The sequence below is a fragment of the Streptomyces sp. NPDC036764 genome, assembly GCF_055609385.1.
The window spans coordinates 647,446-672,799 of sequence record NZ_JBVJPT010000002.1; the positions used below are offsets into that span (position 1 = coordinate 647,446).

Sequence of the window (25,354 nt, forward strand, 5' to 3'; positions counted from 1 at the left end):
TCCCGCACACCGGAAGGGGACCGCCGTGAGCGACCGGCACGAGCACGAGCATCGCCATGGGCACGCGCACGACGGGGAACACCCGCACGGACACCCTCACCACACGCCCGGCCACTCCCACCACCCTCACCACACGCCCGGCCACTCCCACCACGCTCACCACCCGCCCGGCCACTCCCACCACCCTCACCACCCGCCCGGCCACCCTCACCATCCCCACGCTCACCCCCACTCCCCCACCGGCGCGGGACTCCGCCACCGCCTCACGCATCTCCTCAAGCCGCACTCCCACGAGACGGCCGACAAGCTCGACTCCGCCCTGGAGTCCTCGGCCCGTGGCATGCGGGCCCTTTGGGTGTCGCTGGCGGTGCTCGGTGTGACCGCGCTCGTGCAGGCGGTCGTGGTGGTCGCCTCGGGGTCGGTGGCGCTGCTCGGCGACACGGTGCACAACGCGGCGGACGCGCTGACCGCCGTACCGCTCGGAATCGCCTTCGTGCTGGGGCGGCGGGCGGCGACGCGCCGCTTCACCTATGGGTACGGGCGGGCCGAGGACCTCGCCGGCATCGCCATCGTGCTGACGATCGCCGCGTCCGCGGCCTTCGCGGCGTGGACGGCGTTCGACCGGCTGCTCGACCCGCGGCCCATGCAGCAGATCCCGGCGGTGGCAGTGGCGGCGCTCGTGGGGTTCGCGGGGAACGAGTGGGTGGCCCGGTACCGGATCCGGGTGGGCAGGGCCATCGGCTCGGCGGCCCTGGTCGCGGACGGTCTGCACGCCCGTACGGACGGATTCACCTCACTGGCGGTCCTGTTGAGCGCCGCTGGTGCGGCACTGGGCTGGCAACTGGCGGACCCGATCGTCGGGTTGGCGATCACGGCCGCCATCGCGCTGGTGCTGCGGGACGCGGCGCGCGAGGTGTTCCGGCGCGTGATGGACGCCGTGGACCCGGCGCTGGTGGACGAGGCCGAGCGGGCGTTGCGGGAGGTCGCGGGTGTGCGCGAGGTGGGCGAGCTGCGGTTGCGCTGGATCGGGCACCGGCTGCGCGCGGAGGTGGCGGTCGTCGTGGACGGCGAGGCGACGGTACGCCAGGCACACGCCATCGCCGTCGAGGCCGAACACGCCCTGCTGCACGCCGTACCCCGGCTCACCGCGGCCCTGGTGCACGCGGACCCGGCGCCGGTGCCGGGCGAGGCGGATCCGCATCTGGCCCTCGCCCACCACACCGCGGCCTGAGCCCGGTTACTCAGGCGACCCCGAGGCCCTCCAGTACGACCGCCCCCGGCAGCTCGGCGAACGCCTTCCCCGGCACCAGCAGCTTGCCGCGCCGGCGCCCGCTGCCGACCAGGACGTAGGGCAGGTCGACGACGGCCGAGTCCACCAGCACCGGCCAGCCGCCGGGCAGTCCGAGCGGGGTGATGCCGCCGTACTCCATGCCGGTCTCGCCGGTCGCCGTGTCCATGGAGGCGAACGACGCCTTGCGGGCGCCGAGTTGGCGGCGCACGACGCCGTTCACGTCGACCCGGGTGGTGGACAGCACCACGCAGGCGGCCAGTGTCGTCTCGCCGCCGCGCTTGCCGGCGACGACCACGCAGTTCGCGGACTGTTCGAGCAGTTCCCGTCCGTAGTGCTCGACGAAGACAGCGGTGTCGGCCCACTGCGGATCGGTCTCGACGTACACGATCTGGTCGGCGGGGACGCTGCCGTGCCAGTGACGTACGGCTTCGGCGACCGGGGTGACGAGCTCGTCGAGGCAGTCGGGGGCGGGGGTGGCGCTGTCGAAGTTTCCGATGGGGGCGTCCATGGGCGCACGCTAACAGGACCGCCGACGCCGTCGGGGCGATGTCTCAGCGGGCGGGCGGGACCGAGACGGCGAGCATCCACTCCGTGGGGACGTCGCCCCGATTGCCGTACGTGTGCGGGGCGTCGGCCTCGAAGGTGGCGCTCGCGCCGGCCGGGACGAGGTAGTCCGTGCCGTCGAGGGTGAGGGTCAGTTCGCCGGCCGTGACGTGGACGATCTCGACGGTGCCGACGGGGTGCGGATCCGAGGCGCTGCTCTCGCCCGGCATCACCCGCCAGTGCCACATCTCCAGCGGACCGGGCGCCTCGGTCCCGGCGAGGAGCCGGCTGTGGCTGCCCGCGTCGGTGTGCCACAGCCGCACGACCTGGTCGGCCGGGACGATCCGCACCTTCGGCCCCTGCTCGTAGTCGAGCAGGGTGGTGATGCTGATCCCGAGCGCGTCACCGATCTTGATGACCGTGCCGAGGCTGGGGTTGGTGCGGGCCTGCTCGATCTGGATGAGCATGCCGCGGCTGACACCCGCCCGGGCGGCGAGCACGTCGAGCGTGAAGCCGCGCACCGCGCGCCAGTGTTTGACGTTGCGCGCCAGGGACTGGGTCAGCAGGTCGAGGTCCGACACATTCCGTCCAACGTTGCGGAGTCCAATATTCTGGATGACAGGGTTTACCCGACTGCACTACGGTGGGGTGCACCCGATCGTGCACCGAACTGTACTGCGAGGCGACCCGTGACAGCACTCTTCGCCCTGGCCACGAGCCTGCTGTGGGGCCTGGCCGACTTCGGCGGCGGACTGCTGACCCGGCGCACCCCGGCGCTGACGGTGGTGGTCGTCTCGCAGGGAATCGCGGCGGTGGTGCTCGGCGTGATCGTGGTGTTCACGGGTGCCTGGAGCGAGGCCGGCGACCAGCTCTGGTTCGCGGCCGCCGCCGGTGTGGTGGGCCCGGTCGCCCTGATCTGCTTCTACAAGGCGCTCGCGCTGGGCCCGATGGGCGTCGTCTCCCCGCTCGGCACCGTCGGCGTGGCCGTCCCGGTCGGCGTGGGCCTCGTCCTCGGCGAGCGGCCCGGGCTCATGCAGGTCGCGGGCATCGTGGTCGCCGTGCTCGGGGTCGTGCTGGCGGGCGGGCCGCAGCTTCGGGGCGCGCCCGTGCAGCGGCAGGCGATCCTGCTCACGCTCGTCGCGGCCTTCGGCTTCGGCACGGTGTTCGCGCTTATCGCGGAGGCGTCGACCACCGTCACCGGTCTGTTCCTCGCGCTCTTCGTCCAGCGCGTGGTGAACGTGGGCGCGGGCGGCCTCGCCCTGTACGCCTCCTCGCGGCGGGGCGCCGCCGCCCTCCCCGAAGGCGGCTTCCCCTGGCGGTCGCTGCCTGCACTGGGCTTCGTCGGTCTCGCCGATGTCGCGGCGAACGGCACCTATGTGATCGCCGCCCATCACGGCCCGGTGACCGTGGCCGCCGTACTCGCCTCGCTCTACCCGGTCGTGACCGCCCTGGCCGCACGCGGCATCCTGCGCGAGCGGCTGCGCGCGGTCCAGGCGGCGGGTGCCGGGCTCGCACTGGTCGGCACCCTGCTACTGGCGACCGGTTGACCGTAGCGGTGTGCCGACGCCCGGCTCACACCCGCCGGCACCCCACCACCGGCGACCGACAGACTCAGGACTCCGCGTCCACCTCGGCGAGCCGGCCGGCCGCGGGTTCGTCCAGCCCTGCGAGCTTCGTCGCCGCCTTCTCGTCCAGTTCCGCCAGCTTCGCCGCCGTCTCCTCGTCCAGCTCCGCCAGCGCCTGGAGCTGTTCGGGGGTGACCCCGTCGGGTATCGGCACCGGGGCCGGGGTGCGCAGCGGCGGCTGCCAGCCGTCGTCGGGCGTCCATCGCCGAACGACGCGGGCGGGCGCGCCGGCCACCACGGCGTGGTCGGGCACCGCGCCCCGCACCACCGCGCCGGCCGCCACGACGACGTTCCGCCCGATCCGCGCGCCCGGCAGGATCACGGCCCCGGTGCCGATCCAGCACCCCGGGCCGATCTCGACGGGCTCCATGCGCGGCCACTGCTTGCCGATGGGCTCGTGCGGATCGTCGTAGGAGTGGTTCGTGGACGTGACGTAGACGTACGGCCCGAAGTAGCAGTCGCTGCCGATGGTGACCGTCGTGTCGGCGATGACATGGCTGCCGCGTCCCAGCACGACGCCGTTCCCGATGCGCAGGATCGGCTCAGGGCCGAGGTCGAGGTCGGGCATCAGACCGGCCGTCAGCGTCACCTGCTCGCCGACGATGCAGTGGGAGCCGAGGTGGATCCAGGGTTCACCGAAGACCGTGCCCAGCGGGAAGGCCAGCCGGGTGGCCTCGCCGATCGAGCCGAAGCGGAAGCGCCCGGGGTGCTCGGCCGTCACCGATCCCGTGCGCTGCACCCAGGCCCAGCCCGCGTGGACGGCGCGCTGCGCCAGTCGGCGTCGCCAGGATGAGAACGTGTTCTTGCGCTTGGGCACGGCCTCACCGTACTGAGCGCGCGGCGGCCTGATGACCTCGAGGGGCTGTGATCTTCGCCCCAACGGGTGGCGTACGGTTCGTCTACCACGTCGGTGACAGGAGAGGGCGATGACGCAGAGCGCGCTGGTCATGGGTATCGGAGGCCGGGAACCGAAGATCGACGAGGCCGCTTTCGTGGCGCCCACCTCTTCGGTGATCGGGGATGTGACGCTGGAGGCGGGGGCGAGCGTCTGGTACGGCGCGGTGGTGCGGGGTGACGTGGAGCGGATCTCCGTGGGCGCCCAGTCGAACATCCAGGACAACTGCACGCTCCATGCCGACCCGGGCTTTCCCGTGAGCATCGGGGAGCGGGTGTCGGTCGGTCACAACGCCGTGGTGCACGGGGCGACCGTCGGGGACGACTGTCTGATCGGCATGGGCGCGACCGTGCTGAACGGTGCGGTGATCGGGGCCGGTTCCTTGATCGCCGCTCAGGCTTTGGTGCCGCAGGGGATGCAGGTCCCGCCGGGGTCGCTGGTGGCGGGCGTGCCGGCGAAGGTGAAGCGGGAGCTGACCGAGGAGGAGCGTCAGGGTGTGACGCTCAACGGGACTCTGTACGCGGAGTTGGCCAAGGCTCACCGGGAAGAGCACGGGGCATAAGGTCGCGCTTCAGTCCCCGGCGCCGACCGGTTCCGGCTCCTGGTGGGCCGCCTGGGCCTTCTTCGCCTTGCGCTTCAGGATCAGCATCGATGTCAGGCCGATCAGGACCGCCGCCACCAGGCCCAGCCACGAGAAGCGCTTCAGCCAGGACTCGGCGACCACACCGACGTAGTAGATGACCGCCGTCGTACCGCCCGCCCAGACGATGCCGCCGAGGACGTTGGCGGTCAGGAACTTCCAGTACGGCATCCGCAGCACGCCCGCGAGCGGGCCGGCGAAGATGCGCAGGAGGGCGACGAAGCGGCCGAAGAAGACGGCCCACATGCCCCACTTCTGGAAGGAGCGCTCGGCCGTCGCGATGTGGGCCTCGCCGAAGTGCCTGGGGAACTTTCCGCCCAGCCAGGCCAGCAGTGGGCGGCCGCCCTTGCGGCCGATGGCGTAACCGATGGAGTCGCCGATGATCGCGCCCGCGCTGGCGCAGGCGCCGAGCACGAAGGGGTTGATCTCACCGTGCTGCGAGGCGAGCAGCGCCGAGGAGACCAGGATGATCTCGCCGGGCAGCGGGATGCCCAGGCTCTCCAGGCCGATGACCAGGCCGACCAGCAGATAGATCGCCAGCGGTGGCACCGTTTCGAGCCATTCCTGGACGTGCAACGCCGCTTCCTCTCGTGTGCTGGACCCTGTGGTTCCCGGCGCACGCTCCGCTGTGAGCGTGCGCCGGGGCAGCCTACCCGTTCTGTGTGACGGTCTCGGCGTCCCACAGGTTGCACCGATGCTCACGATGCGTTGTGACGCTCGGCTCGTTGCCGCCGGCGGAAGCGGTGCGCAGGGCCAGCACCGCGCCGGACCCGGCCGGCATCGCCGGCTGTCCCGCGGCGCGCGGCACCCCGTCGCGCACGAAGGAGCCCCAGTACTGGACCATCTGCCGGGCCAGCGCACCCTGCTCGGCGTTCAGCGGGGTCCGAAGGCCGAAGTGCTTGAAGAGGTACTGCACCTCGTTGACGTGGGTGGCGCCGAAGTCGAAGTCGGTGCCGAGATTGCGCAGCGAGGCGAAGGGCGGGGACGTGCGGTCGGCGAACTCGTACCCGTAGACCTTGCCGCGCCCGGCGAGCGCGCTGTCGAGGCGGAGCGCCGGGCAGGCGAAGAGCTGGTCGCCCTGGGCCGTGGCGTAGGCGATCGTCGGCGAGGGGTAGGCCGACAGGGGGTAGGCCGCGAGGGCCTCGTCGCCGTAGTCGGCGCGCATCACGGCCGGGTACTGGTCGGCGGTGAGCGGGGTGCCGTTCAGGTCGAACCGGCCGAAGGCGAACAGCCGCCCCTCGTCCTGGTTGGCCCCGTTCATGACCGGCACGCCGGCTGCGGCTCCGCGCGCGAACGCCTCCTTCGGCTGCCGGGGCAGGAACGCGCCGCCGGCGACCGGCGCCCAGTCGAAGCGGCCCTGCGCGGCCAGGACCTCGGCGGCCGGCTTGGCGCGCAGGCACGCCAGGTCGGCGCAGCCGAGCTCTTGCGCGAAGGCGGCGCCCTCGGCCACGGCCGTCCCGTGGGTGCGGGCATCGCAGTCGCCGTAGGCCCCGCTCTGGATGATCCCGGCGCGGAACAGGCCCTTCGCGGTCGGTGAGGCGAGCTGGGTGCAGACCGAGCGGCCGCCCGCCGACTCGCCCGCGATGGTCACGCGCCCCGGGTCGCCGCCGAAGCGTGCGACGTTGGCCCGCACCCAGCGCAGGGCGGCCTGCTGGTCGAGCATGCCGAAGTTGCCGGAGACCCCGTCGCGGGCCTCGCCGTCGAGGCCGTCCGTGGCGAGGAAGCCCATGGCGCCCAGGCGGTAGTTGACGGTCACGACGACGGTGCCGGTCTGCCGCGCGAAGGTGTCGGGGACGACGTCCTGACCTGCCCCGGCCGTGAGCCCGCCGCCGTGGAACCAGACCAGGACCGCGCGCCTTCCGGCACCCTCGGGGACGTACACATTGAGGTCGAGACAGTCCTCGGTGTGGCTCGGCTGCTCATAGCCGGGGTCCCAACTCGCGCCCTGTACGCACTTGTTGCCGAAGTCTCCGGCGCCGCGTACGCCTTGCCAGGGCCGCACCGGACGCGGCTCCCGCCAGCGGAGCCCTCCGACGGGCGGCTGCGCGTAGGGGATTCCGAGGAACTGCCGTCCCTCCGCGGTGCTTTCGCCCCGCACCCAGCCGGCGTCGGTGCGGACGACGGGTGGGTCGGCGGCCTGCGCCGGCACGGGCGTGACGAGCGCGGCCGCCAGGGCCATCAGTGCGACGGACATACGACGTATCACCGGTCCACCTCCGCTTGGTGAGCATGGGACTGCACTGGCGCGGCGGGAAAACTATGGACCCTGGTGACTCGTGTCAATCATGTGAACGAGAAACGGCCGAATGCCGTCAGGAAACGAACGGGGCCACCCCGGTGGAGTGGCCCCTGGTGGTGCCTGCGCCCGACTACTGGAGAGCGGAGCCGAGCGTCGTCGTGGCGGTGCCGACGACCGTGGACACCGTGTCCGCCACCTGGGCGGGGAGCGCCGCGACGGTGTCGACGGGGGCGTCGGACGCGGCCTTGTCGCCGGAGTCGGCCTGGACGTACCGCGTCTCGTACCGCGACGGCGGGGGCTCGGCCGGCCGGTCCGGCCCGTCCTGCGTGGGCTCGGCGCCGCGCGGCTCGGGGATTGCGTCGCGCGGGGACCCGCGGTCGGGCTCGGCGGGCGCGGCGTCCTTCTTCTTCTCCCGGCCTCGCTCCTCTTCGCCGCCCTTTTGGAGCCCCTTGTCCCGTGACTCCTGCCCGCCGACGTCCGCCACGCCGCCGTCGAGCATCCAGCGCTGGGCCTGCGAGCCGTCGCGTTCGGCGACGACCACGCTGCCGCCCTTGCCGCGCGCGACCGCCAGCCGCTCGGCCCGGCGCAGCAGCAGCTCGCCGTGGATCGTCAGGTCGTAGCGCGTCTCGCCGGCATGGGCGAGGCAGTTCGCCAGGACGACCGCACCCCCGTCGGGGTCGGAGTCGAGGCAGAGGGCTGGATCGACGGCGCTGCGCAGTACGCCGTTGTCCCGGTACGACCACTGCTGGGAGGCGGCGGACGAGCACTCCGCCAGTTCGGCCCGGGCTCCGGTGCGGACCTGGCCGGCGCGGAGGTCGAGGCAGAGTCCGCCGTCGAGGTTGCGCAGCCGGCCCTGGGCGATCTCGACGGGGTCCTCGGCCGAGGCGGCGGACGGTGTGCCGCCGGACGACGGCTCGGTCGCCGCGCTCGGATGGACGCTGTTGCCGCTGGCCACGCCCCAGGTGGCGTGCGCGTCGGGCACGCCGCTCTCGTCGGACCAGCCCTTGGCGGTGAGCACGGTCACGAGCAGGGCGAGGGAGGTCAGGGTGACGCCCACGGCGAGGGCCTTGCCGTGGGTGCGCGCTGGAGCGAGTCGTTCCGGGCGGTGGCGTCCGCCCCGTCTGCGGTGGCCGTACGCCGCCGGCGACGAGCCGCCGCGCCCGGGCCGGGAGTCGAGATAGCGGCGGGCGCCCCAGCCCAGCACGGTCTCGGCGAGCAGCACCTCGAGGCCGCCCTCGAAATGGCTGAGCTGTTCGGCGGCGTGCCTGCAGTAACGGCACTCCATCAGATGGTGCTGGACATCGGGCAGCAGGGCGCCGCCGCGGCGAATGGGGACGTCGAGGAGACGGTTGTAGTAACGGCATTCCCGGCTGGGTGCGAGTTCGCCGTGGGCGCGGACACAACCCCTGCGGAATTGCTCGCGCACTCCCTCCAGCGCGGCCGACGCGGTGGATGTGTCGACCCCCAGCAGACCGGCGGGTATGGTTATCGGTTCTGCCTCGACCTCGGTGTGCCAGAGGAGGCATTGCGAAGCGCCCGAAAGGGCCTGGAACGCACGCTCGGCGATTTGCCGCCTTTCGGGCGTCGTGGGCCGCGCGGCACGCAGCCCACGACCGCCGGTCGGTTTGCCGAGTTCCGGGAGCAGGGCGGAAATTTCGTCGTCGGCCGCCCACTCCTTCACCATGTCCCGCACGGCGACGAGGAGCTGGGGGCGCAGCGCGCCGGAGGCCGGTCGGCACAGCACGCGGTGCATGGCCGCGGCGGCCACCATGGAGGCCGAACTCTCCGTGCCGGCCAGGCAGATGGCCGCGTAGTCGTGGGTCGCACGCCAATGCCGCGCCATGAGCAGCGCAACGGCTCGGGAGTCCGCACCGTCCTTGCCCGGGTTCGCGACGAGATCGCGGTCGGACTCACCGGGGCTCGCCCCGGGCCGTGGGGGGTACGGCGGTCGTGGGGGGTAGGGGGATTGCACTGAGCCATTTCCTTTCCAGCCGCAGGACGGTGCGGGGAATGCACGTCCTTCGGAAAAGCAGGCGCCTGATTGGTGCATACCTGAGCCGTGTCACCAGTGGACCGGCTATCGGGCCGCTCACTTTCGCACAAGCGGCGCACACGAAACAAGAAGTTCGAGTGACCGATGTTCAAAGAGCCCGAAATTGAAATGAGTTACCGCCGGTATCAGCACCGGTTTTCGGAGTCGTAACCGGACTGGACGTCAAGTTGTGTACGCCCAAAGAACATCAATCCACGGAATCTTCAACTCCGCATACCGCACGGCGAGCTCCGAGGTTCTCCCGGCGATGGTCACCCGGCTGAAGGGGTTCGTGGCGGGCTTTGCGGACACAGGGGCCGGGTGAGGGCGGCTCGCGGCATGAGGGGTCGGCCCCGGACCAAAAGGAAAGGGGCCCCCACGGGGGCCCCTGTTCGCTGCCGTACTGCCGGAACTCAGCTATTCGGACGCAGGGTCCATACGACCGTCATCTCGCCGGTGACGGCGCCGTCCGCACGCTGGATCTCGATCGTCACCGGGAACTCCGGGCGCTCCCCCGCGTCCAGTTCCGCGACGACCTCGGCGGCCGGGCGGCCCAGCGTCGCGGTGGCGGTGACGGCTCCCATGGCGAGCTTCTTGTAGGCGATCTCGGCGCTGACGGCGAGCGGCACGGCGCGCGAGAGCTGGTCGCCGAACGCGGCCAGCACGATCGCACCGCTGGCGGACTCGCCGAGCGTGAACATCGCGCCGGCGTGCGGGCCGCCCACGTGGTTGTGGTACTCGCTCTGGTCCGGCAGAGCCACCACGGCCTTGTCCGGCGTGGTCTCCAGGAACTGGAGGTTCAGGGTCCGGGCCATGGGCACGGTGGCGGCGAGCATCTCGCCGATGGACATCTGGTCTGCGCTCATGACGGTCATGTTACCCATGAGTAGGAATTTGGGAACAGGCTGCGCACGATGTGACCGGCGGCACGAGCGGGAGTGGGCCTCATCGGGCCCGTGACCTGCAATCCGCTTGGCAAATCGAGGCCGCGGCGGGGATAGTCTGCCGGTGACCTCCCCCGTCGATCTCCGCCGCCGTTCCCGCCGCCCCGCCTGGGCGGGCCGCAACTACAGCCTGCTGACCGCCGCCGCGTTCGTCACGAACCTCGGCAGTCACGGCGCGCTGATCGCCGCGGCGTTCGCGGTGCTGGAGGCCGGCGGCGACGGCGGCGACGTGGGCCTGGTGGCCGCCGCCCGCACCCTGCCGCTGGTGCTGTTCCTGCTGATCGGCGGTGCCGTCGCGGACCGCCTCCCCCGGCACCGGGTGATGGTCGCGGCCAACGCCCTCAACTGCCTCTCGCAGGCCGCTTTCGCCGTGCTGGTCCTGTCCGGGGAGGCCGAGCTGTGGCAGATGATGCTGCTGACCGCGCTCGGCGGCACCGGCCAGGCGTTCTTCAGCCCGGCGGCCGAGGGCATGCTGCTGTCGTCGGTCCGGGGAGAGCAGGCGAGCCGGGCGTTCGCCGTGTTCCGGATGGCGATGCAGGGCGCGGCGGTGGGCGGGGCGGCGCTCGGCGGTGCCATGGTGGCCGTGGTCGGGCCCGGCTGGGTGCTGGCGGCGGACGCGGCGGCCTTCGCGGTCGCCGGGTCGATGCGGGCGCTCCTCGACGTCGGTCACATACCGCAGCGGGTGCCGGGCGGCGGCATGCTCGCCGATCTGCGCGAGGGCTGGCGGGAGTTCGCCGGACGGCCGTGGCTGTGGGGCATCGTCGTCCAGTTCTCCATCGCGAACGCCGTCGTGGGCGCGGCCGACGCCGTCTACGGCCCCCTGGTCGCCCGGGACCATCTGGGCGGGGCCGGTCCATGGGGCCTCGCCCTGGGCTTCTTCGGGGCGGGCACGGTCGCGGGCGCCCTGCTGATGACCCGCTGGAAGCCACGCCGCCTCCTGCTCGCCGGCACCTTGTGCGTCTTCCCGCTCGCCCTGCCCTCCGCCGCGCTGGCCGTACCGGTGCCGATCGCCGTGCTCTGTGCGGTGATGTTCCTGACCGGCGTGACGCTGGAGGTGTTCGGCGTCTCCTGGATGACCGCGCTCCATCAGGAGATACCGGAGGACAAGCTCTCCCGGGTCGCCGCCTACGACTGGTTCGGCTCGGTCGCCCTGGTCCCGCTGGCCACGGCCCTGGCCGGCCCGGCGGAGACGGCGTTCGGGCGCACGTCGGCGCTGTGGGGCTGCGCCGCGCTGGTGGTCGTCGTCACGGCCGCGGTGCTGTGCGTGCCGGACGTGCGCAACCTGCGGCGCCGTACCAAGCGGGTGACCGCGAGCGAACCGGTCGGCTCAGCCGATGCTGAAAGCCCCGTCGGGGGGCTCGGGTGAGGGCACCGCATCCTCGTCCCGCACGGGCCGCGCCCCACCGATGAACTCCCGCAGGGCGGCCCCGTGTTCGACGCGGGCCGGGAAGGTGTCCGCGGCGGTGCGCCGGGCCAGGGCGGCCGTGTCGAGGGGCCGGTGTGCGGCCACCAGCACCGCGTTCCCGAACCGCCGCCCGCGCAGCACGCCAGGTTCCGCGATCAGTGCCAGCTCCTCGAACACCGTCGCGCAGGTGGCGAGTTGCGAGCGCAGGAAGGCGAAGGGAGCGGCGTCGGCCAGGTTGGCCAGATAGACACCGCCGCCGCGCAGCACCCGCCCCGCCTCACGGACGTACGCGACCGACGTCAGATGCGCCGGCACCCGTGAGCCGCCGAAGACGTCCGCGACAAGCACGTCGGCCGAGTCGTCCGGTGCCGCCTCCAGCCAGGCGCGCGCGTCCCGGCCGTGCAGCCGGACGCCGTCCCCTTCCGGAACCGGCAGATGTTCGACGACCAGTTCCATCAGCCCGCGGTCGGCCTCGACGACATCCTGCCGCGAGCCGGGCCGGGTCGCGGCCACGTACCGGGGCAGCGTGAGCGCTCCGCCCCCGAGATGCAGCACGTCCAGCGGCCGGCCGGCGTCCGCGACGGTGTCGAGTACGTGCCCGAGCCGCCGGGCGTACTCGAACTCCAGATACTCCGGCTCGTCGAGATCGACGTACGACTGCGGAGCCCCGTCCACGGTCAGCAGCCACGCCCGCTTCCGGTCGACGTCGGGCATCAGCTTGGCGACGCCGTAGTCGACGGCTCGGGTGACGGGTATGGGATCGCTCACCTTCTCATTGTGCCCGGGTGAAGCGCCCCAAAGGTGAGCGGGGGACTACGCGACCGGCCACGACGGCCCCACAGTCCCCCGCTCACCTGCACCGCCCCTATGAGACGGCCGTCACGGTCCCCGCCCCCACGGTCCGGCCGCCCTCACGGATGGCGAATCCGAGCCCCGGCTCCAGCGGCACCTCACGCCCCAGCTCGACGGTCATCGTGACCGTCTCCCCGGGCCGCGCGACTCCCGCCTCGCCGAGGTCGATGTCACCCACCACGTCCGCCGTACGGATGTAGAACTGCGGCCGGTACCCGCTGACGACAGCGGTCGTACGACCGCCCTCACGGGCCGAGAGCACATACACCTGCGCGGTGAACCGGCTGCGCGGCGCGACGCTCCCCGGCGCCGCGACCACGTGCCCCCGCCTGACGGCGTCCCGCGGGACGCCGCGCAGCAACAGCGCCACGTTGTCTCCCGCCTGCGCCTCGTCCATCGGCCTGCCGAAGGTCTCCAGGCCGGTGACCACGCTCTCCAGCCCGGCGCCGAGCACTTCGACCCGGTCGCCCACCCGCACGGTGCCCCGCTCGACGGCCCCGGTGACCACGGTTCCCCGGCCGGTGATCGTGAGCACGTTCTCGACGGACAACAGGAACGGCGCGTCCACATACCGCTCCGGCATCGGAACGTAGGTGTCCACCGCGTCGAGCAGCGCCTCGATGGACGCCGTCCACTGGGGGTCGCCCTCCAGCGCCTTCAGCCCCGAGACCCGTACGACGGGCGCGGCGTCGCCGCCGTAGCCGTGCTGCGAGAGCAGGTCGCGGACCTCCAGCTCGACGAGGTCGATGAGCTCCTCGTCCCCCGCGTCGGCCTTGTTGAGGGCGACGACGATGTGGTCGACGCCCACCTGCCGGGCGAGCAGGACGTGTTCGGCGGTCTGCGGCATGATCCCGTCGAGCGCGGACACGACGAGGATCGCCCCGTCGAGCTGCGCGGCGCCGGTGACCATGTTCTTGACGTAGTCGGCGTGGCCCGGCATGTCGACATGCGCGTAGTGACGGGTGTCGGTCTCGTACTCGACGTGCGCGATGTTGATGGTGATGCCGCGCGCGGCCTCCTCCGGCGCCCGGTCGATGCGGTCGAAGGGCACGAAGGTGCCGGACCCGCGCTCGGCGAGGACCTTGGTGATGGCGGCGGTCAGGGTGGTCTTGCCGTGGTCGACATGGCCCATGGTGCCGATGTTCAGATGCGGTTTGGTGCGCACGTATGCCGTCTTGGACATGGCTGTACCTCGAAGTCTCTGCAGAAGTCTCTGCGAAGCAGATGGGGACCCCAAGGACTTGCCGACCCTCCCCCTGCGGGGTCCGCCGGACTATCCGGAGAGGGTCAGCTTCGGGCGCCGTCGGCTGCGGCCAGGAAGACCGGAACGGCAGCCTTCGGAGCATCCGCGACTGCGGATGCTGCGAGGACGAAGGCGTGCCGGAACATGAGGTCGATCATCGTCGACGCGATGCCCGACGTCGAATGGTTTTCCGCGGATGGGGAGTTCGCGCCCTACGCCCCGATGTTCTTCAGCGCCTCGCGCACCGACAGCGGCGCGAACCGGCCGCGTTCGCGTGCCAGGAACTCCCGTACGGCCTCAGGGTCGGTCTTGGCGTACTCCCGCAGGCACCAGCCGATGGCCTTGCGGATGAAGAAGTCGCTGTGGCCGGACTGGCGCAGGCAGTACGCGAAGAGGCGTTCGCTGTCGGTGCGCTCCTTGTAGCGGAGCTGGTGGAGCAGGGCCGTACGGGCGACCCACAGGTCGTCGTCCGCGATCCAGGCGTCCATGTCCGCGGTGAGCTTCGGGTCGGCGGCGACGAGTCCGCCGACGACATGGGCGGCGAGCAGGTCGACGGTGTCCCACCAGGAGACGGTGGCGATCAGATGCCGGGCCACCGGCAGGAGACCGGAGGAGCAGCGCCCCACGTGCCGGCGCAGATAGTCGACGGCGAAATAGTGGTACTCGCGCTCGGGCAGCTCCCAGCAGCGCAGGGCGACGGCGATGCAGTCGGCCTCGTCGGGACGGGGTGTGCCCTGGAGAACGGTGCGGGTCAGGGCGCGGCGCGCCGGGGTCGTGAGGCCCAGGAAGGGGGCGACGTCCTTCATGTACGACCGCATGGCCACGGCACGTTCCGGGTCGGCCGCTTCGGCGTAGGCGGGGACGAGCCGCGCCAGCACCGTGTCGGCCAGGGCACTGCGCGGAACTTCCAGTGTTCCCGTACCTGTGACGCCCATGAGACGAACCATACGGCGATCACACATCTTCGTCGGTTACTGTCGCCGAATGCTCGACGATGCCACCACCCGCTCTGGGGGCACCGCCATCGCCTCGCCGCAGGGCGCCGCCAACGAACTCGCCGTCACCGCGCCCGTACCGGCGCCCCTACCCACGGGCTTCGCCGCGCGCTGCGGCAGAGCTCTGCTCTCGCCGTGGTCGCGGCTGTCCCTGCTGCTGGTGCTGCTCGCGGGCGCCGCCGCGTCCGTGCTGCTCTTCGAGCCGCACAAGCTCCTCGCGCACGGCTGGCCGCCCCAGGTCGGCGGCCCGGTCGCGGTGGTGCTGTTCGCCGTGGGGTACGGACTCATCACGGTGGCGTTCGTGCCGCGGCCGCTGCTGAACCTCGCGGCGGGCGCGCTCTTCGGCTCCGCGCTGGGCATGGGCGCCGCCATGGCCGGAACCGTGATCGGCGCCGGGATCTCCTTCGCGCTCGGCCGGATGCTCGGCCAGGACGCGCTGCGCCCACTGCTGCGCGGCCGGCTTCTGAAGGCGGCGGACAAGCAGTTCAGCCGGCACGGCTTCCGGTCGATGCTGGCGGTGCGGCTGTTCCCCGGTGTGCCGTTCTGGGCCGCGAACTACGCCGCCGCCGTCTCCCGGATGGGCTACGTCTCCTTCCTGCTGGCCACGGCGCTCGGTTCGATCCCCAACATCGCCGCGTACGTCGTCGCCGGAGCCCGGGCCTCGCAGCCGACGTCCCCGGTGTTCCTGATCGCGGTGGCCGCCATCGCGCTGCCCGCGCTCGCGGGCGCGGTGGTGGCCTGGCGCAAGCGCCACCACCTGCGCCGCCGCTGACGGGGGCGGTCCGCCAGGGGCGAAGCGGCTCTCGGGCCGCTCCCCCGACCGCCTCTCGCCCTGGCCGTCAGACCGACTCGACGATCATGGCGTTGGCGAGCCCGCCCGCCTCGCACATCGTCTGAAGCGCGTAGCGGGCGCCGCGCTCGCGCATCGCGTGGACCAGGGTCGTCGTCAGACGGGTGCCGCTCGCGCCGAGCGGATGGCCGAGGGCGATCGCGCCACCGTGCACGTTGACCTTGTCGAGGTCGGCGCCCGTCTCCTGCTGCCAGGCCAGCACGACGCTGGAGAACGCCTCGTTGACCTCGAACAGGTCGATGTCGCCGAGGGACAGGGACGCCCTGCGCAGGACCTTCTCGGTCGCCGGGATGACTCCCGTGAGCATCAGCAGCGGGTCGGAACCGGTGACGGCGAAGCTGTGCAGCCGGGCGAGGGGGCGCAGACCCAGTCGGGCCGCCGTCTCGCTGGAGGTGATGAGGACGGCGGAGGCGCCGTCGTTGATGGGGCTGGCGTTGCCCGCGGTGACGTTCCACTCGATCTGCGGGAAGCGCTCGGCGAACGCCGGGTCGTGGTAGGCGGGCTTGAGACTGCCGAGGATCTCGGTGGTGCTGCCGGGCCGTACGCACTCGTCGCGCGAGACGCCCTCCAGGGGTGCGACCTCGGCGTCGAACAGGCCCTGCTCCCAGGCGGCGGCCGCCTTGAAGTGCGAGGAGACGGCGAACTCGTCCATCTGCTCACGGCCGATCGACCACTTCGCGGAGATCAGCTCGGCGCTGATGCCCTGCGGGACGAGACCCTCCGGGTAGCGCTCGGCGATGCCGGGGCCGAAGGGGTCCTTGCCGGGCGGCACGTTCGACCACATCGGCACCCGGCTCATCGACTCGACGCCGCACGCGACGACCATGTCGTACGCCCCCGAGATCACGCCCTGCGCGGCGAAGTGCACGGCCTGCTGGGACGAGCCGCACTGGCGGTCCACGGTGGTCGCCGGGACGGTCTCCGGGAAGCCCGCGGACAGGGCGGCGTAGCGGGTGGTGTTCATGGCCTGCTCGCCGACCTGGTCGACGGTGCCGCCGATGACGTCGTCGATCAGCGCCGGGTCGACGCCCGAGCGCTCGACGAGGGTGCGCAGGGTGTGGGCGAGGAGCTGGACGGGGTGGACGTGCGCGAGGGAGCCGTTCGGCTTGCCCTTGCCTATAGGAGTGCGTACGGCTTCGACGATGACTGCGTCACGCATGGTGCGGGCCTCCTTGGCCGCCGGGCGGTGATCTGCGCGTGGGCCGGTGTGGTGACCGGCGCGATTACCGGTGAGTAGGAAATCCGAACTCACCATAACCCTCAGGGTTGGAAAATCAAACCCACCAGGTTGGAAAGCCGAACCCGCCCCTTAGACTGAGCGGCATGGCCGCCACCAAAGATCCGCGCCCCTGTTCCATCGCAGACGCGCTGGCCCTCGTCGGCGAGAAGTACTCCCTGCTCGTGCTGCGCGAGGTGTGCCTGGGCAACGGCCGCTTCGACCAGCTCGTGCGCAACATCGGCGCCCCGCGCGACATCCTGGCCACCCGGCTGCGCCGCCTCGTCGACGCCGGGATCCTCACGAAGCGGGCCTACAGCGAGCGCCCGCAGCGGTTCGAGTACCGGCCCACGCAGGCCGGGCTGGAGCTGGAGCCGGTCCTGATGACCCTCATGGCGTGGGGCGACCGCCATCTGCGCCATGACGACGACCGCCCCATGGTGATCGAGCACGTCTGCGGCAACGAACTGGTCCCGGTCGTCACCTGCCGGGCCTGCGGCGACCCGGTGCGCCACGAGGACCTCACGGCCCATCCGCAGGTGCCGGGATGGACGACGGCGGGGCCTTCGGCGGCGTGAGATAGGACCGGGGTGTCCATGAGCTCCCCGATACTCACCAGGGATGCGTCCGAAGGTACTTGGCGATCTCCTCGCGCTCCCACATCCCGTCGGCCACGACGACCCGATAGCGACGGGTGAGGGTGTCGCCGGGCGCCAGTTCCAGCTCGTCGTGGAACGCCCAGGACGGGGCCACACCCGCGAAGGGCTCGTCGCGTACGAACCAGTGGGCGGGGTGGGCGCCCCGGTCGCCGGCGTGGTCGTTCCCGGGGGCGTGCGCGAAGACCAGGGTCGCGTGACCGTCGGTGCCGTCGTGCTCGCCGCAGTACGCGAGCCACGGCGCCTGTTCGCCCATCAGGCCGGGGCCCTCGCCGTCAGGCGCGATGATCCGGCCGCCCTGGAAGGCGCGCGGGCCGCGCCAGAACAGACCCGTGTAACCGGCCATCTCCCGCCCGGCGGTCGTGGGGCTGCCGAACCGCAGCGGCTGCTCACGCCGGTTCGTCACCGCGGTCGTCCAGGTCAGGGCCCATGAGCCGGACTCCGGCTCGACGTCGTGCACCTCGATCCGGCGCCGCTCGTCGGCCCACAGCTCGCCGCTGTGGGGGTGCCAGGTCAGACGCTCGGCGATGACGACCCGGCCGTCCGCCGAGGAGACCTCGTCGAATCCGGCGTGGGCCATCGACCCGACGCGCTCGGGGAGTTGGAGGTACCCCTGCCCGTGGACGTAGCTGTTGCCGCCCCACAGGTTCGCCCCCGACAGATGCGATGCCGTCAGCGACAGGCCCTTGTGCCAGCGGTGGTCGTTGGGCCGGTAGTCGGTGACGACGTCGCCGGCCAGGGTCCGCAGCGGGTGGACGTACGGCTTCGGCGCCTCCCAGGCGGCCTCCGCGCGGTAGACGTAGGCGAGCAGTTCGACGCCGGTGACCGGCTCGGTCACGGTGATGCGGTCGCCGTAGGAGTGGACGATGCGCAGCCCGGTCACGCCGCGGTCTCCTCGTCGGCGTCGGGCCGGCCGCCCGGGGAGGGCGGCGCCCAGCCCGGCGCACCCCCGTGCATCGCCGCATGGAACGGATCGCCGGGGCCGATCTCCCCCGCCCGCACCGTCGCGTCCGTGAACGCCGACTTGTACAGCGCGGCGATCAGCTCCAGGCTCGTGCGCCCGTCCGCGCCGCTGCTGCGCGGCCGCTGCCCGGCGCGCATGCTCGCGACCAGTTCCCGGAGCTGCTCCAGATGCGAACTGGGCACATCCGCGCCGAAGTCCTGCCAGGTGGCGGCCTCGGCGGCCGGTACGTCGCGGGCCGGGGTGATGCGCCAGTCGGCGTTGCGGTGGCCGTACAGGTGGGTGAGCTCCACGGTGGCGCGCTCGCAGTCGACGCGGATGCGGCTGACCTCGTCGGGGCTCAGCACACTGTTCACCACGGTCGCCATCGCACCGTTCACGAAGCGCACGAGGGCCGTCGACACGTCCTCCGTCTCCACGTCGTGCACCAGCCGGCCGGCCATGGCGCGCACCTCGCTCCACGGTCCGAGCAGGTCGAGCAGCAGATCCATCTGATGGATGCCGTGCCCCATCGCGGGACCCCCGCCCTCGGTCCCCCAGCGGCCGCGCCAGGGCACGGCGTAGTACGCGGTGTCGCGGTACCAGGTGGTCTGGCAGTGCGCGACCAGCGGGCGGCCCATGGCCCGCTCGGCCAGCAGGCGCCGTACGTGCCGGGTGCCGGATCCGAAGCGGTGCTGGAAGACGATCGAGGCGTAGGGCCCTCCCTCGGCGCCCTCCTCGGCCTCGACGGCGTCGAAGTCGGCGAGAGTCGGCACGGGAGGCTTCTCGCACCACACCCAGGCGCCGGCGCGCAGGGCGGCCACGGTCTGGTCCCGGTGGAGCGTGGGCGGGGTGCAGATGACGACCAGGTCGGGGCGCTGTTCCTTGAGCATCAGGTCGAGATCGGTGTAGCCGTGGACGTCTCCGCCCGCGACGGCACGGAACGACTCGACCGACGCCGCGTCGATGTCCACGGCGGCGACGAGCTCCGTCTCGCCCTCCTCGGCGAGCCTGGCGAGCGCGGGCAGGTGCGAGTCACTCGCGATGGCGCCGGTGCCGATCACGGCGACCCTGACGCGGCGGCCGGCGAGCGGAGCGGGGCGGGGCCGGTGCGCGCCGGAACCGGAAGGGGCCTCGGATGTTGCCATGGGCGTGATCAGACTCCTCCGGGACGGCGAACGACGGGTGACCGGCTTCGAGTGCAGCAAGCTGACCGGCTTCGAGTGCAGCAAGCGCTTTCCGCTCGCTGCAACGTAAGCGGCGGCCCCGCAGCAGGTCAACACCGGTTTACGCGCGGTCGGCCGGCGGCCGCCCAGGACCCTGTGCCGGAGCCGTCATCGCGGGACGCTACGCTGCCCCTCGACACTCGCGATCACTGCGCCGCCGACGCGTGTCCCCCATCACCCCTTGCCACGATCAGCACTTGGACTCCGTAACTTCATGTCTTGGTTTGAATCACTCATCCTCGGACTCGTCCAGGGGCTGACCGAGTTCCTCCCCGTGTCGTCCAGCGCGCACCTGCGGCTGACCGCGGCGTTCTCGGGCTGGGAGGACCCCGGTGCGGCCTTCACCGCGATCACTCAGATCGGCACGGAGGCCGCGGTGCTGATCTACTTCCGCAAGGACATCGGGCGGATCATCTCGGCGTGGCTGCGGTCGCTGACGAACAAGGAGATGCGCCAGGACCACGACGCCCAGATGGGCTGGCTGGTGATCGTCGGCTCGATTCCGATCGGGGTGCTCGGCCTGACGCTCAAGGACCAGATCGAGGGTCCGTTCCGCGACCTGCGGATCACCGCGACGATGCTGATCGTCGTCGGCATCGTCATCGGCGTCGCCGACCGGCTGGCGGCCCGCGACGAGACGGGTGGGCGGCACCGCGCCGCCAAGCAGCGCAAGTCGCTGGAGAGCCTGAACGTGAAGGACGGCCTGATCTTCGGCCTGTGCCAGTCCGCGGCGCTCATCCCCGGCGTCTCCCGCTCCGGCGCGACCATCAGCGGCGGCCTGTTCATGGGCTACCAGCGCGAGGCCGCGGCCCGCTACTCCTTCCTCCTCGCGATCCCGGCGGTGCTGGCCTCCGGCCTCTTCGAGCTCAAGGACGCGATGGAGAGCGACCACGTCTCGTGGGGCCCGACGATCTTCGCCACGGTCATCGCCTTCGCGACCGGCTACGCGGTGATCGCCTGGTTCATGAAGTACATCTCGACCAAGAGCTTCATGCCGTTCGTCTGGTACCGCATCGTGCTCGGCATCGTCATCATCGTCCTGGTGACGGCGGGCGTCCTGAGCCCGCACGCGGCGGAGTCGGCGGGCTGACGAGCCCCGCATCACCATGGCCCTGACCCAGCAGTTCGCCCGTGTCGCCCCGGAGTACCTGGAGCGGTGCCGCGCATCGGCGGCCGAGTCGCCCGGGGCGGCACCCGGCTGGAACCCGCCACCCGAGGACCTCCTCGACACGGACTGGGCGATCTGGGGCCTCATCCGCCACTGCCGCGCGACAGCCGCCGGCGCGGACCTGATCGCACTCCTCGACCGGGCCGTCTCCGGGGACCCCGGCGGGGACATCGGCTTCCTCGATCATGCCGAGGTGTACGACGGCTTCGACGGCCCGCCGCAGCTCCTCGCCTCCGCCGCCGTCGCGGACATCGCCCGCGCCCTGGGCTGCGTCGACCTCGACGGCGTCCTCGCGGATCTGCCGCCCACCACCGAAGAGGCGGCCGCCGCCTGCGGGTTCGGCCGTGGCTTCAACGGTGACGTACGGGTCTACCTCACCCACCACTTCGCAGCGATGCGGGAGTTCTACGGCGGGGCAGCGCGGCGCGGGCACTGCGTAATCGTCTGGACGGACTGAGCCCCGGGTTCACGGCCCCGGCCACGGGTGCGGGCCGCGTTCCGAGCCGCGGATTCGCTGACGCGCCGGTCAGTATGCGGGGCCCGCCCGAAATCCGTGACCAATCACATACGTTGCGCGTAGCCGTCCGGTAGCGCACCGTCAGTTCTTGCCCCTAGGCTTGTCGGCATGTCCCCCGATTCCTTAGGCCCTGGTTCCGTGCGGTCTGCCACCGAGGTGAACGAGGCGATTCGCGCCCTGTGGATGCGCGCGGGCGGCTCGCTGTCGCCTCAGGAGCGCGCGGAGTACGAACTGCTGGTGGTCGAGTGGGCCGCCGCCATCCGCGGCGAGGTCATCAAGGCCGCTTGAAGAGGGAGTCCTGGGAAGAACAGCCCCAGTTGACACCGGGCAAGCCCCGACGGCCCTTCCCGAGGCCACGCCGCCGCCCCTAAGCCCGCAGGTGCGCGAGGACGTCGTCCTCAACCGGATACGGCCGCTCCCGCGGCAACAGCTCGGCCGCACGCTCCAGTTCCCCCGCCCGCACCCGCGCATGGATCTCCGTGGCGAGCGGCGTCACGTCCTCGATGCCGACGATCCACTCGTCGGCGTACCGAGCGGTCGCCTCACCGGCGAGCCCCAGTTGCAGCGAACGGTACGGCAGCGGGTTGAGGCGCAGATCGCGTTCCGGATCCCACTGCACACGCGCGGGCGCCGCCCTCAACTGCCGCTTCCAGGCGTCCTGGTCGCCGTGCAGCACGGGCACATGGTGCGAGAGGCACGCGTGACGCAGCGCCCAGACGAAGCCTTCGCGGGTGATCTCGACCGCGAGGACGGTCTCCTGGTTCTCCTTCGTGGCCCAGCCGCAGCGGTACATCATCCACAGGAACGAAGGCTTGATCCACGTCATGCGCTCACGGCTCCACGACGACGGAAACCGGCCGTTGCGAGCCGCGGCCAGGCCGATCTTCGGGCGGTAGGCCTGGTAGACGGTGACCGTCGACTCGGTGTGGTGTGCCCGTATGCGGAACCTGGGCTCCTGCGGGGCGGACTGGACGAGGTCGACCGGCTGGTCGTTCTGATCGTTCACAGGAACAAGCCTCACCCGCACCTCCACCCCACATCCACCGAATATCGCCGTCCGCCCTCTTGGAACCGTCCACCTCATGCCCAACACTGAGCCGATGACGCAGCGTGTGGAAGTCGCCACCCTCAGGGACCGGTTGGCGGTCGACGAAGTGATCACCGACTACGCGGTGGCCGTGGACGACGGCGACTGGTCGTTGTACCGGAGCCTGTTCACCGCCGACGGACGCGCGGACTACCGCTCGGCCGGTGGCATCGAGGGGGACGCCCGCAGCATCGCCGCGTGGCTCGCGGAAAGTCTGCGGCTGTTCTCGATGCGCCAGCACCTCATCGTCAACCGCCGAGTGCGCTTCGGGGTCCTGGAGCAGGACACCGGCGACACGGCCGGCGTCCAGGCCGACTACGTCAATCCGATGCGGTTCGCGGCGGACGGCGAGGGTTCCTCGGCCCCCGACTTCGTGTGCGGCGGGCGGTACACCTTCGGGCTGCTGCGCACCTACGACGGCTGGCGGCTGCGCGAGGTCGTCGTCCAGGAGAAATGGCGCCGGCTGCCCGAGCGGACCGCGTCGGCCGTGATCGACTGAGCGGACGCCCACTGTCCCACTGTCAGTGCCTGTGAGCACACTGGAAGTACCACGAGGTGGGTAGGGAGGCCGCATGAAGACGATCAGCGACTGGCTCGCCTCACCCTGGCGGCGCTCCACCGCCGCCGTCCTCGCCGGTGCGCTGCCCGTACTCGCCTTCCCGCAGCCGTCCCTGTGGTGGTTCGCCTACGTCGCCCTGGTCCCGTGGATCGCCCTGATCCGCACGGCGCCGACCGGCAGGCAGGCGTTGCACGACGGCTGGTGGGGCGGCTTCGGCTTCATGCTGGCGATGCACCACTGGCTGATTCCCAACCTGCATGTCTTCACGTTCGTCATCGCCGGCCTGCTCGGCGCCCTGTGGGCTCCCTGGGCCTGGCTGGTGCGCCGCTTCCTGGGCGCGCCCACCCCCTCCCCCGGCCGGGTGGCCGCGGCGCTCGCCGTCCTGCCGTCCGGATGGCTGATGATCGAGCTCGTCCGTTCCTGGCAGGGCCTCGGCGGCCCGTGGGGCGTGCTGGGCTCCAGCCAGTGGCAGGTGGAGCCCGCGTTGCGGCTCGCCTCCGTCGGCGGGGTATGGCTGATCAGCTTCCTGGTGGTGACCGTGAACGTCGCGGTCGCCGTGCTGGTGACGGTGCGCGCATCCCGGGTCCCCGCGGTGGCCGGTCTCACCGCCACGGCCGTGGCCACCTCGGCCGCCTGGGCGTGGTCCCCGCGCCCCGACGTCCGGGACCGGGTCCGGATAGCCGTCGTACAGCCCGGGGTCATCCAGGGCGGCCCGGACGGTCCGGACCGGCGTTTCGAACGCGAGGAGCAGCTCACCCGTGAGCTGGCAGGCCAGGACGTCGACCTGATCGTGTGGGGCGAGAGCAGCGTCGGCTTCGACCTCGGCGAGCGGCCCGACCTCGCCCGCCGGCTCGCGGCGCTCTCCCGCGAGACCGGGGTGAACATCCTGGTCAACGTGGACGCGCGGCGCTCCGACAAGCCCGGCATCTACAAGAGCTCCATCCTCGTCGGCCCGGACGGCCCGACCGGCGCCCGCTACGACAAGATGCGGCTGGTCCCCTTCGGGGAGTACATACCGATGCGCTCGATGCTGGGCTGGGCCACGTCCGTGGGCAAGGCGGCCGGCGAGGACCGCAGGCGCGGCACGCGGCAGGTCGTGATGGACGCCGGGCACGGGCTGCGGATCGGTCCGATGGTCTGCTTCGAGTCCGCGTTCTCCGACATGAGCCGCAATCTCGCGGACCACGGCGCCGAGGTGCTGATCGCCCAGTCGGCGACGTCGACGTTCCAGCAGAGCTGGGCCCCGGAACAGCATGCCTCGCTGGCCGCGCTGCGCGCCGCCGAGACCGGCCGGCCGATGGTGCACGCGACGCTGACCGGCGTCTCCGCCGTGTACGGCCCGAGCGGGCAGCGCATAGGGCCCTGGCTGGGGACCAGCGCGAGCACGAGCGCGGTCTACGAGGTGCCGCTGTCCGGCGGTGTCACGCCCTACGTCCGCTTCGGCGACTGGCCGGTGCACGTGGCGCTGCTGATCATGGCCGCCTGGTGCGTGAGCGAGGGTATGCGGACGCCGCGGCCCCGGTTCAGGCGGTCCGCTCCTGAACCGCATGTACGACCCGCTCGCACAGCTCATGGGTCGCCAGCGCGTCCCGGGCACTGAGCACCTTGCCCGCGCGCACGGCGTCGAGGAAGGCGAGCGTCACCTGCTCGATGCCGCGCTGCCGGGCCACCGGCACCCAGTCGCCGCGCCGCCGCAGCGTCGGCTGCCCCTTGTGGTCGACGACCTCGGCGAGGTTGACGACCTGACGCTTGGTGTCCTGCCCGGACACCTCCAGGATCTCCTCGGCCGAGCCGCTGAGCCGGTTCATCACACCGAGCGCGGTGAAGCCGTCCCCGGCGAGCTGGAGCACGACGTGGTGCAGCAGCCCGTCCACCACGCGGGCGCGCACGGTCACGTCGTCGACCGGGCCGGGCGCCAGGAAGCGCAAGGTGTCCACGACGTGGATGAAGTCGTCCAGGATCATCGTGCGCGGCTCTTCCGGCAGCCCGATCCGGTTCTTCTGCATCAGGATCAACTCGCGCGGATGGTCGGCGCACTGCGCGTAGCCCGGGGCGTAGCGCCGGTTGAAGCCGACGGCGAGGCTGACGTTGCGCTGCTCGGCGAGCGCCACCAGCCGCTCGGAGTCGGCGAGCCGGTAGGCGAGCGGCTTGTCGACATACGTCGCCACGCCCGCCTCCAGCAGCCGGGTCACGATCTCCGGATGGGCGCCGGTGGGCGCGTGCACGAACGCGGCGTCGAGGTCCTGGGCGAGCAGCGAGTCGAGGTCCTCGTGGCGCTGCCCGGCGGGAAGGTGAAGGCCGTCGGCGACCCGGGCGAGCGTCGCCGGCGTACGGGTCTGAAGATGCAGTTCGACCCCGGGCCGGCCGCCGAGCACCGGCAGGTATGCCTTCTGCGCGATGTCACCGAGTCCGATGCAGCCGACCTTCACAG

General features: G+C 71.8%; 26 protein-coding genes. 11 read left to right on the plus strand and 15 right to left on the minus strand.

Annotated elements, in window-relative coordinates; all coding sequences use genetic code 11:
- The first annotated feature begins 25 nt into the window (after positions 1-25).
- On the plus strand, positions 26-1,231 hold the full coding sequence (locus ACZ69Q_RS14420; RefSeq protein WP_471041379.1) for a cation diffusion facilitator family transporter: 1,206 nt from the start codon (positions 26-28) through the stop codon (positions 1,229-1,231).
- Positions 1,232-1,241: 10 nt separating this feature from the next.
- On the opposite strand, the gene ACZ69Q_RS14425 is transcribed toward ACZ69Q_RS14420, so the two are convergent.
- A complete protein-coding gene (locus tag ACZ69Q_RS14425; protein ID WP_471041381.1) occupies positions 1,242-1,799 on the minus strand; it encodes a YbaK/EbsC family protein in 558 nt (185 codons plus the stop codon).
- Between the two features lie 43 nt (positions 1,800-1,842).
- Positions 1,843-2,415: a helix-turn-helix domain-containing protein gene (locus ACZ69Q_RS14430; protein ID WP_471041383.1), complete on the minus strand. Its 573-nt coding sequence runs from the start codon at positions 2,413-2,415 to the stop codon at positions 1,843-1,845.
- Between the two features lie 108 nt (positions 2,416-2,523).
- On the opposite strand from ACZ69Q_RS14430, the gene ACZ69Q_RS14435 reads away from it, so the two are divergent.
- A complete protein-coding gene (locus tag ACZ69Q_RS14435) occupies positions 2,524-3,381 on the plus strand; it encodes an EamA family transporter (RefSeq protein WP_471041385.1) in 858 nt (285 codons plus the stop codon).
- Positions 3,382-3,445: 64 nt separating this feature from the next.
- Here the strand turns inward: ACZ69Q_RS14435 and ACZ69Q_RS14440 are convergent, their stop codons facing one another.
- The gene (locus ACZ69Q_RS14440; RefSeq protein WP_471041387.1) at positions 3,446-4,276 is read right to left on the minus strand and encodes an acyltransferase; all 831 of its coding nucleotides are present in this window, start codon (positions 4,274-4,276) and stop codon (positions 3,446-3,448) included.
- A 109-nt stretch (positions 4,277-4,385) separates the two neighbouring features.
- Between ACZ69Q_RS14440 and ACZ69Q_RS14445 the strand changes: the two genes are divergently transcribed.
- Positions 4,386-4,916 carry a gamma carbonic anhydrase family protein gene (locus tag ACZ69Q_RS14445; protein WP_471041389.1) on the plus strand — a complete coding sequence of 177 codons (531 nt, stop codon included), beginning with the start codon at positions 4,386-4,388 and terminating at the stop codon, positions 4,914-4,916.
- A gap of 9 nt (positions 4,917-4,925) precedes the next feature.
- Here the strand turns inward: ACZ69Q_RS14445 and ACZ69Q_RS14450 are convergent, their stop codons facing one another.
- The 4 genes from ACZ69Q_RS14450 to ACZ69Q_RS14465 all read right to left on the minus strand — a co-directional run bounded on the left by ACZ69Q_RS14450 (position 4,926) and on the right by ACZ69Q_RS14465 (position 10,140).
- Entirely contained in the window at positions 4,926-5,570 is a 645-nt protein-coding gene (locus ACZ69Q_RS14450) for a DedA family protein (protein ID WP_471041390.1), read from the minus strand.
- A 73-nt stretch (positions 5,571-5,643) separates the two neighbouring features.
- Positions 5,644-7,188, minus strand: a complete 1,545-nt coding sequence (locus tag ACZ69Q_RS14455; protein WP_471041392.1) for a carboxylesterase/lipase family protein — start codon at positions 7,186-7,188, stop codon at positions 5,644-5,646.
- A 175-nt stretch (positions 7,189-7,363) separates the two neighbouring features.
- Positions 7,364-9,205: an RICIN domain-containing protein gene (locus ACZ69Q_RS14460; RefSeq protein ID WP_471041393.1), complete on the minus strand. Its 1,842-nt coding sequence runs from the start codon at positions 9,203-9,205 to the stop codon at positions 7,364-7,366.
- A gap of 473 nt (positions 9,206-9,678) precedes the next feature.
- Entirely contained in the window at positions 9,679-10,140 is a 462-nt protein-coding gene (locus ACZ69Q_RS14465; RefSeq protein ID WP_471041553.1) for a DUF4442 domain-containing protein, read from the minus strand.
- 133 nt (positions 10,141-10,273) lie between these two features.
- Between ACZ69Q_RS14465 and ACZ69Q_RS14470 the strand changes: the two genes are divergently transcribed.
- Entirely contained in the window at positions 10,274-11,575 is a 1,302-nt protein-coding gene (locus tag ACZ69Q_RS14470) for an MFS transporter (protein WP_471041395.1), read from the plus strand.
- Here ACZ69Q_RS14470 and ACZ69Q_RS14475 read toward each other — a convergent pair.
- The 3 genes from ACZ69Q_RS14475 to ACZ69Q_RS14485 all read right to left on the minus strand — a co-directional run bounded on the left by ACZ69Q_RS14475 (position 11,537) and on the right by ACZ69Q_RS14485 (position 14,644).
- Positions 11,537-12,382 carry a spermidine synthase gene (locus ACZ69Q_RS14475; RefSeq protein ID WP_471041396.1) on the minus strand — a complete coding sequence of 282 codons (846 nt, stop codon included), beginning with the start codon at positions 12,380-12,382 and terminating at the stop codon, positions 11,537-11,539. The two genes, ACZ69Q_RS14470 and ACZ69Q_RS14475, sit on opposite strands and share 39 nt — an antisense overlap.
- Positions 12,383-12,479: 97 nt before the next feature.
- Positions 12,480-13,649 (minus strand): elongation factor Tu, encoded by a 1,170-nt coding sequence (tuf, locus tag ACZ69Q_RS14480; RefSeq protein ID WP_471041398.1) that lies wholly within the window; start codon positions 13,647-13,649, stop codon positions 12,480-12,482.
- 272 nt (positions 13,650-13,921) lie between these two features.
- On the minus strand, positions 13,922-14,644 hold the full coding sequence (locus tag ACZ69Q_RS14485) for a DNA alkylation repair protein (protein ID WP_471041400.1): 723 nt from the start codon (positions 14,642-14,644) through the stop codon (positions 13,922-13,924).
- 49 nt (positions 14,645-14,693) lie between these two features.
- On the opposite strand from ACZ69Q_RS14485, the gene ACZ69Q_RS14490 reads away from it, so the two are divergent.
- A complete protein-coding gene (locus tag ACZ69Q_RS14490; RefSeq protein ID WP_471041402.1) occupies positions 14,694-15,476 on the plus strand; it encodes a TVP38/TMEM64 family protein in 783 nt (260 codons plus the stop codon).
- A 67-nt stretch (positions 15,477-15,543) separates the two neighbouring features.
- On the opposite strand, the gene ACZ69Q_RS14495 is transcribed toward ACZ69Q_RS14490, so the two are convergent.
- Positions 15,544-16,713, minus strand: coding sequence for a thiolase family protein (locus tag ACZ69Q_RS14495; protein ID WP_471041404.1), 1,170 nt, complete (start codon positions 16,711-16,713; stop codon positions 15,544-15,546).
- Between the two features lie 164 nt (positions 16,714-16,877).
- Between ACZ69Q_RS14495 and ACZ69Q_RS14500 the strand changes: the two genes are divergently transcribed.
- Complete coding sequence (locus tag ACZ69Q_RS14500) at positions 16,878-17,348, plus strand: winged helix-turn-helix transcriptional regulator (RefSeq protein ID WP_471041405.1); 471 nt, start codon at positions 16,878-16,880, stop codon at positions 17,346-17,348.
- A 34-nt stretch (positions 17,349-17,382) separates the two neighbouring features.
- Here ACZ69Q_RS14500 and ACZ69Q_RS14505 read toward each other — a convergent pair whose 3' ends face one another.
- Positions 17,383-18,309 carry a DUF6807 domain-containing protein gene (locus ACZ69Q_RS14505; protein WP_471041407.1) on the minus strand — a complete coding sequence of 309 codons (927 nt, stop codon included), beginning with the start codon at positions 18,307-18,309 and terminating at the stop codon, positions 17,383-17,385.
- Positions 18,306-19,514 carry a Gfo/Idh/MocA family protein gene (locus tag ACZ69Q_RS14510; RefSeq protein WP_471041409.1) on the minus strand — a complete coding sequence of 403 codons (1,209 nt, stop codon included), beginning with the start codon at positions 19,512-19,514 and terminating at the stop codon, positions 18,306-18,308. The genes ACZ69Q_RS14505 and ACZ69Q_RS14510 overlap by 4 nt, the downstream gene beginning before the upstream one ends.
- Before the next feature lie 292 nt (positions 19,515-19,806).
- On the opposite strand from ACZ69Q_RS14510, the gene ACZ69Q_RS14515 reads away from it, so the two are divergent.
- The 3 genes from ACZ69Q_RS14515 (at position 19,807) to ACZ69Q_RS14525 (ending at position 21,565) form a co-directional block, all read left to right on the plus strand.
- Complete coding sequence (locus ACZ69Q_RS14515) at positions 19,807-20,682, plus strand: undecaprenyl-diphosphate phosphatase (protein ID WP_471041411.1); 876 nt, start codon at positions 19,807-19,809, stop codon at positions 20,680-20,682.
- Between the two features lie 16 nt (positions 20,683-20,698).
- A complete protein-coding gene (locus ACZ69Q_RS14520; protein WP_471041412.1) occupies positions 20,699-21,217 on the plus strand; it encodes a DUF1877 family protein in 519 nt (172 codons plus the stop codon).
- A 168-nt stretch (positions 21,218-21,385) separates the two neighbouring features.
- On the plus strand, positions 21,386-21,565 hold the full coding sequence (locus tag ACZ69Q_RS14525; RefSeq protein WP_471041414.1) for a hypothetical protein: 180 nt from the start codon (positions 21,386-21,388) through the stop codon (positions 21,563-21,565).
- A 79-nt stretch (positions 21,566-21,644) separates the two neighbouring features.
- Here the strand turns inward: ACZ69Q_RS14525 and ACZ69Q_RS14530 are convergent, their stop codons facing one another.
- Positions 21,645-22,283 carry a DUF4291 domain-containing protein gene (locus ACZ69Q_RS14530; protein ID WP_471041415.1) on the minus strand — a complete coding sequence of 213 codons (639 nt, stop codon included), beginning with the start codon at positions 22,281-22,283 and terminating at the stop codon, positions 21,645-21,647.
- Between the two features lie 94 nt (positions 22,284-22,377).
- Here ACZ69Q_RS14530 and ACZ69Q_RS14535 point away from each other — a divergent pair, with 94 nt between their 5' ends.
- Together ACZ69Q_RS14535 and lnt are read left to right on the plus strand one after the other, a co-directional pair.
- Positions 22,378-22,863, plus strand: coding sequence for a nuclear transport factor 2 family protein (locus tag ACZ69Q_RS14535; RefSeq protein WP_471041417.1), 486 nt, complete (start codon positions 22,378-22,380; stop codon positions 22,861-22,863).
- Positions 22,864-22,936: 73 nt separating this feature from the next.
- Positions 22,937-24,523: an apolipoprotein N-acyltransferase gene (lnt, locus tag ACZ69Q_RS14540; RefSeq protein WP_471041419.1), complete on the plus strand. Its 1,587-nt coding sequence runs from the start codon at positions 22,937-22,939 to the stop codon at positions 24,521-24,523.
- On the opposite strand, the gene ACZ69Q_RS14545 is transcribed toward lnt, so the two are convergent.
- Positions 24,447-25,352 carry a Gfo/Idh/MocA family protein gene (locus ACZ69Q_RS14545; protein ID WP_471041420.1) on the minus strand — a complete coding sequence of 302 codons (906 nt, stop codon included), beginning with the start codon at positions 25,350-25,352 and terminating at the stop codon, positions 24,447-24,449. The genes lnt and ACZ69Q_RS14545 overlap by 77 nt on opposite strands.
- Between the last annotated feature and the right edge of the window lie 2 nt (positions 25,353-25,354).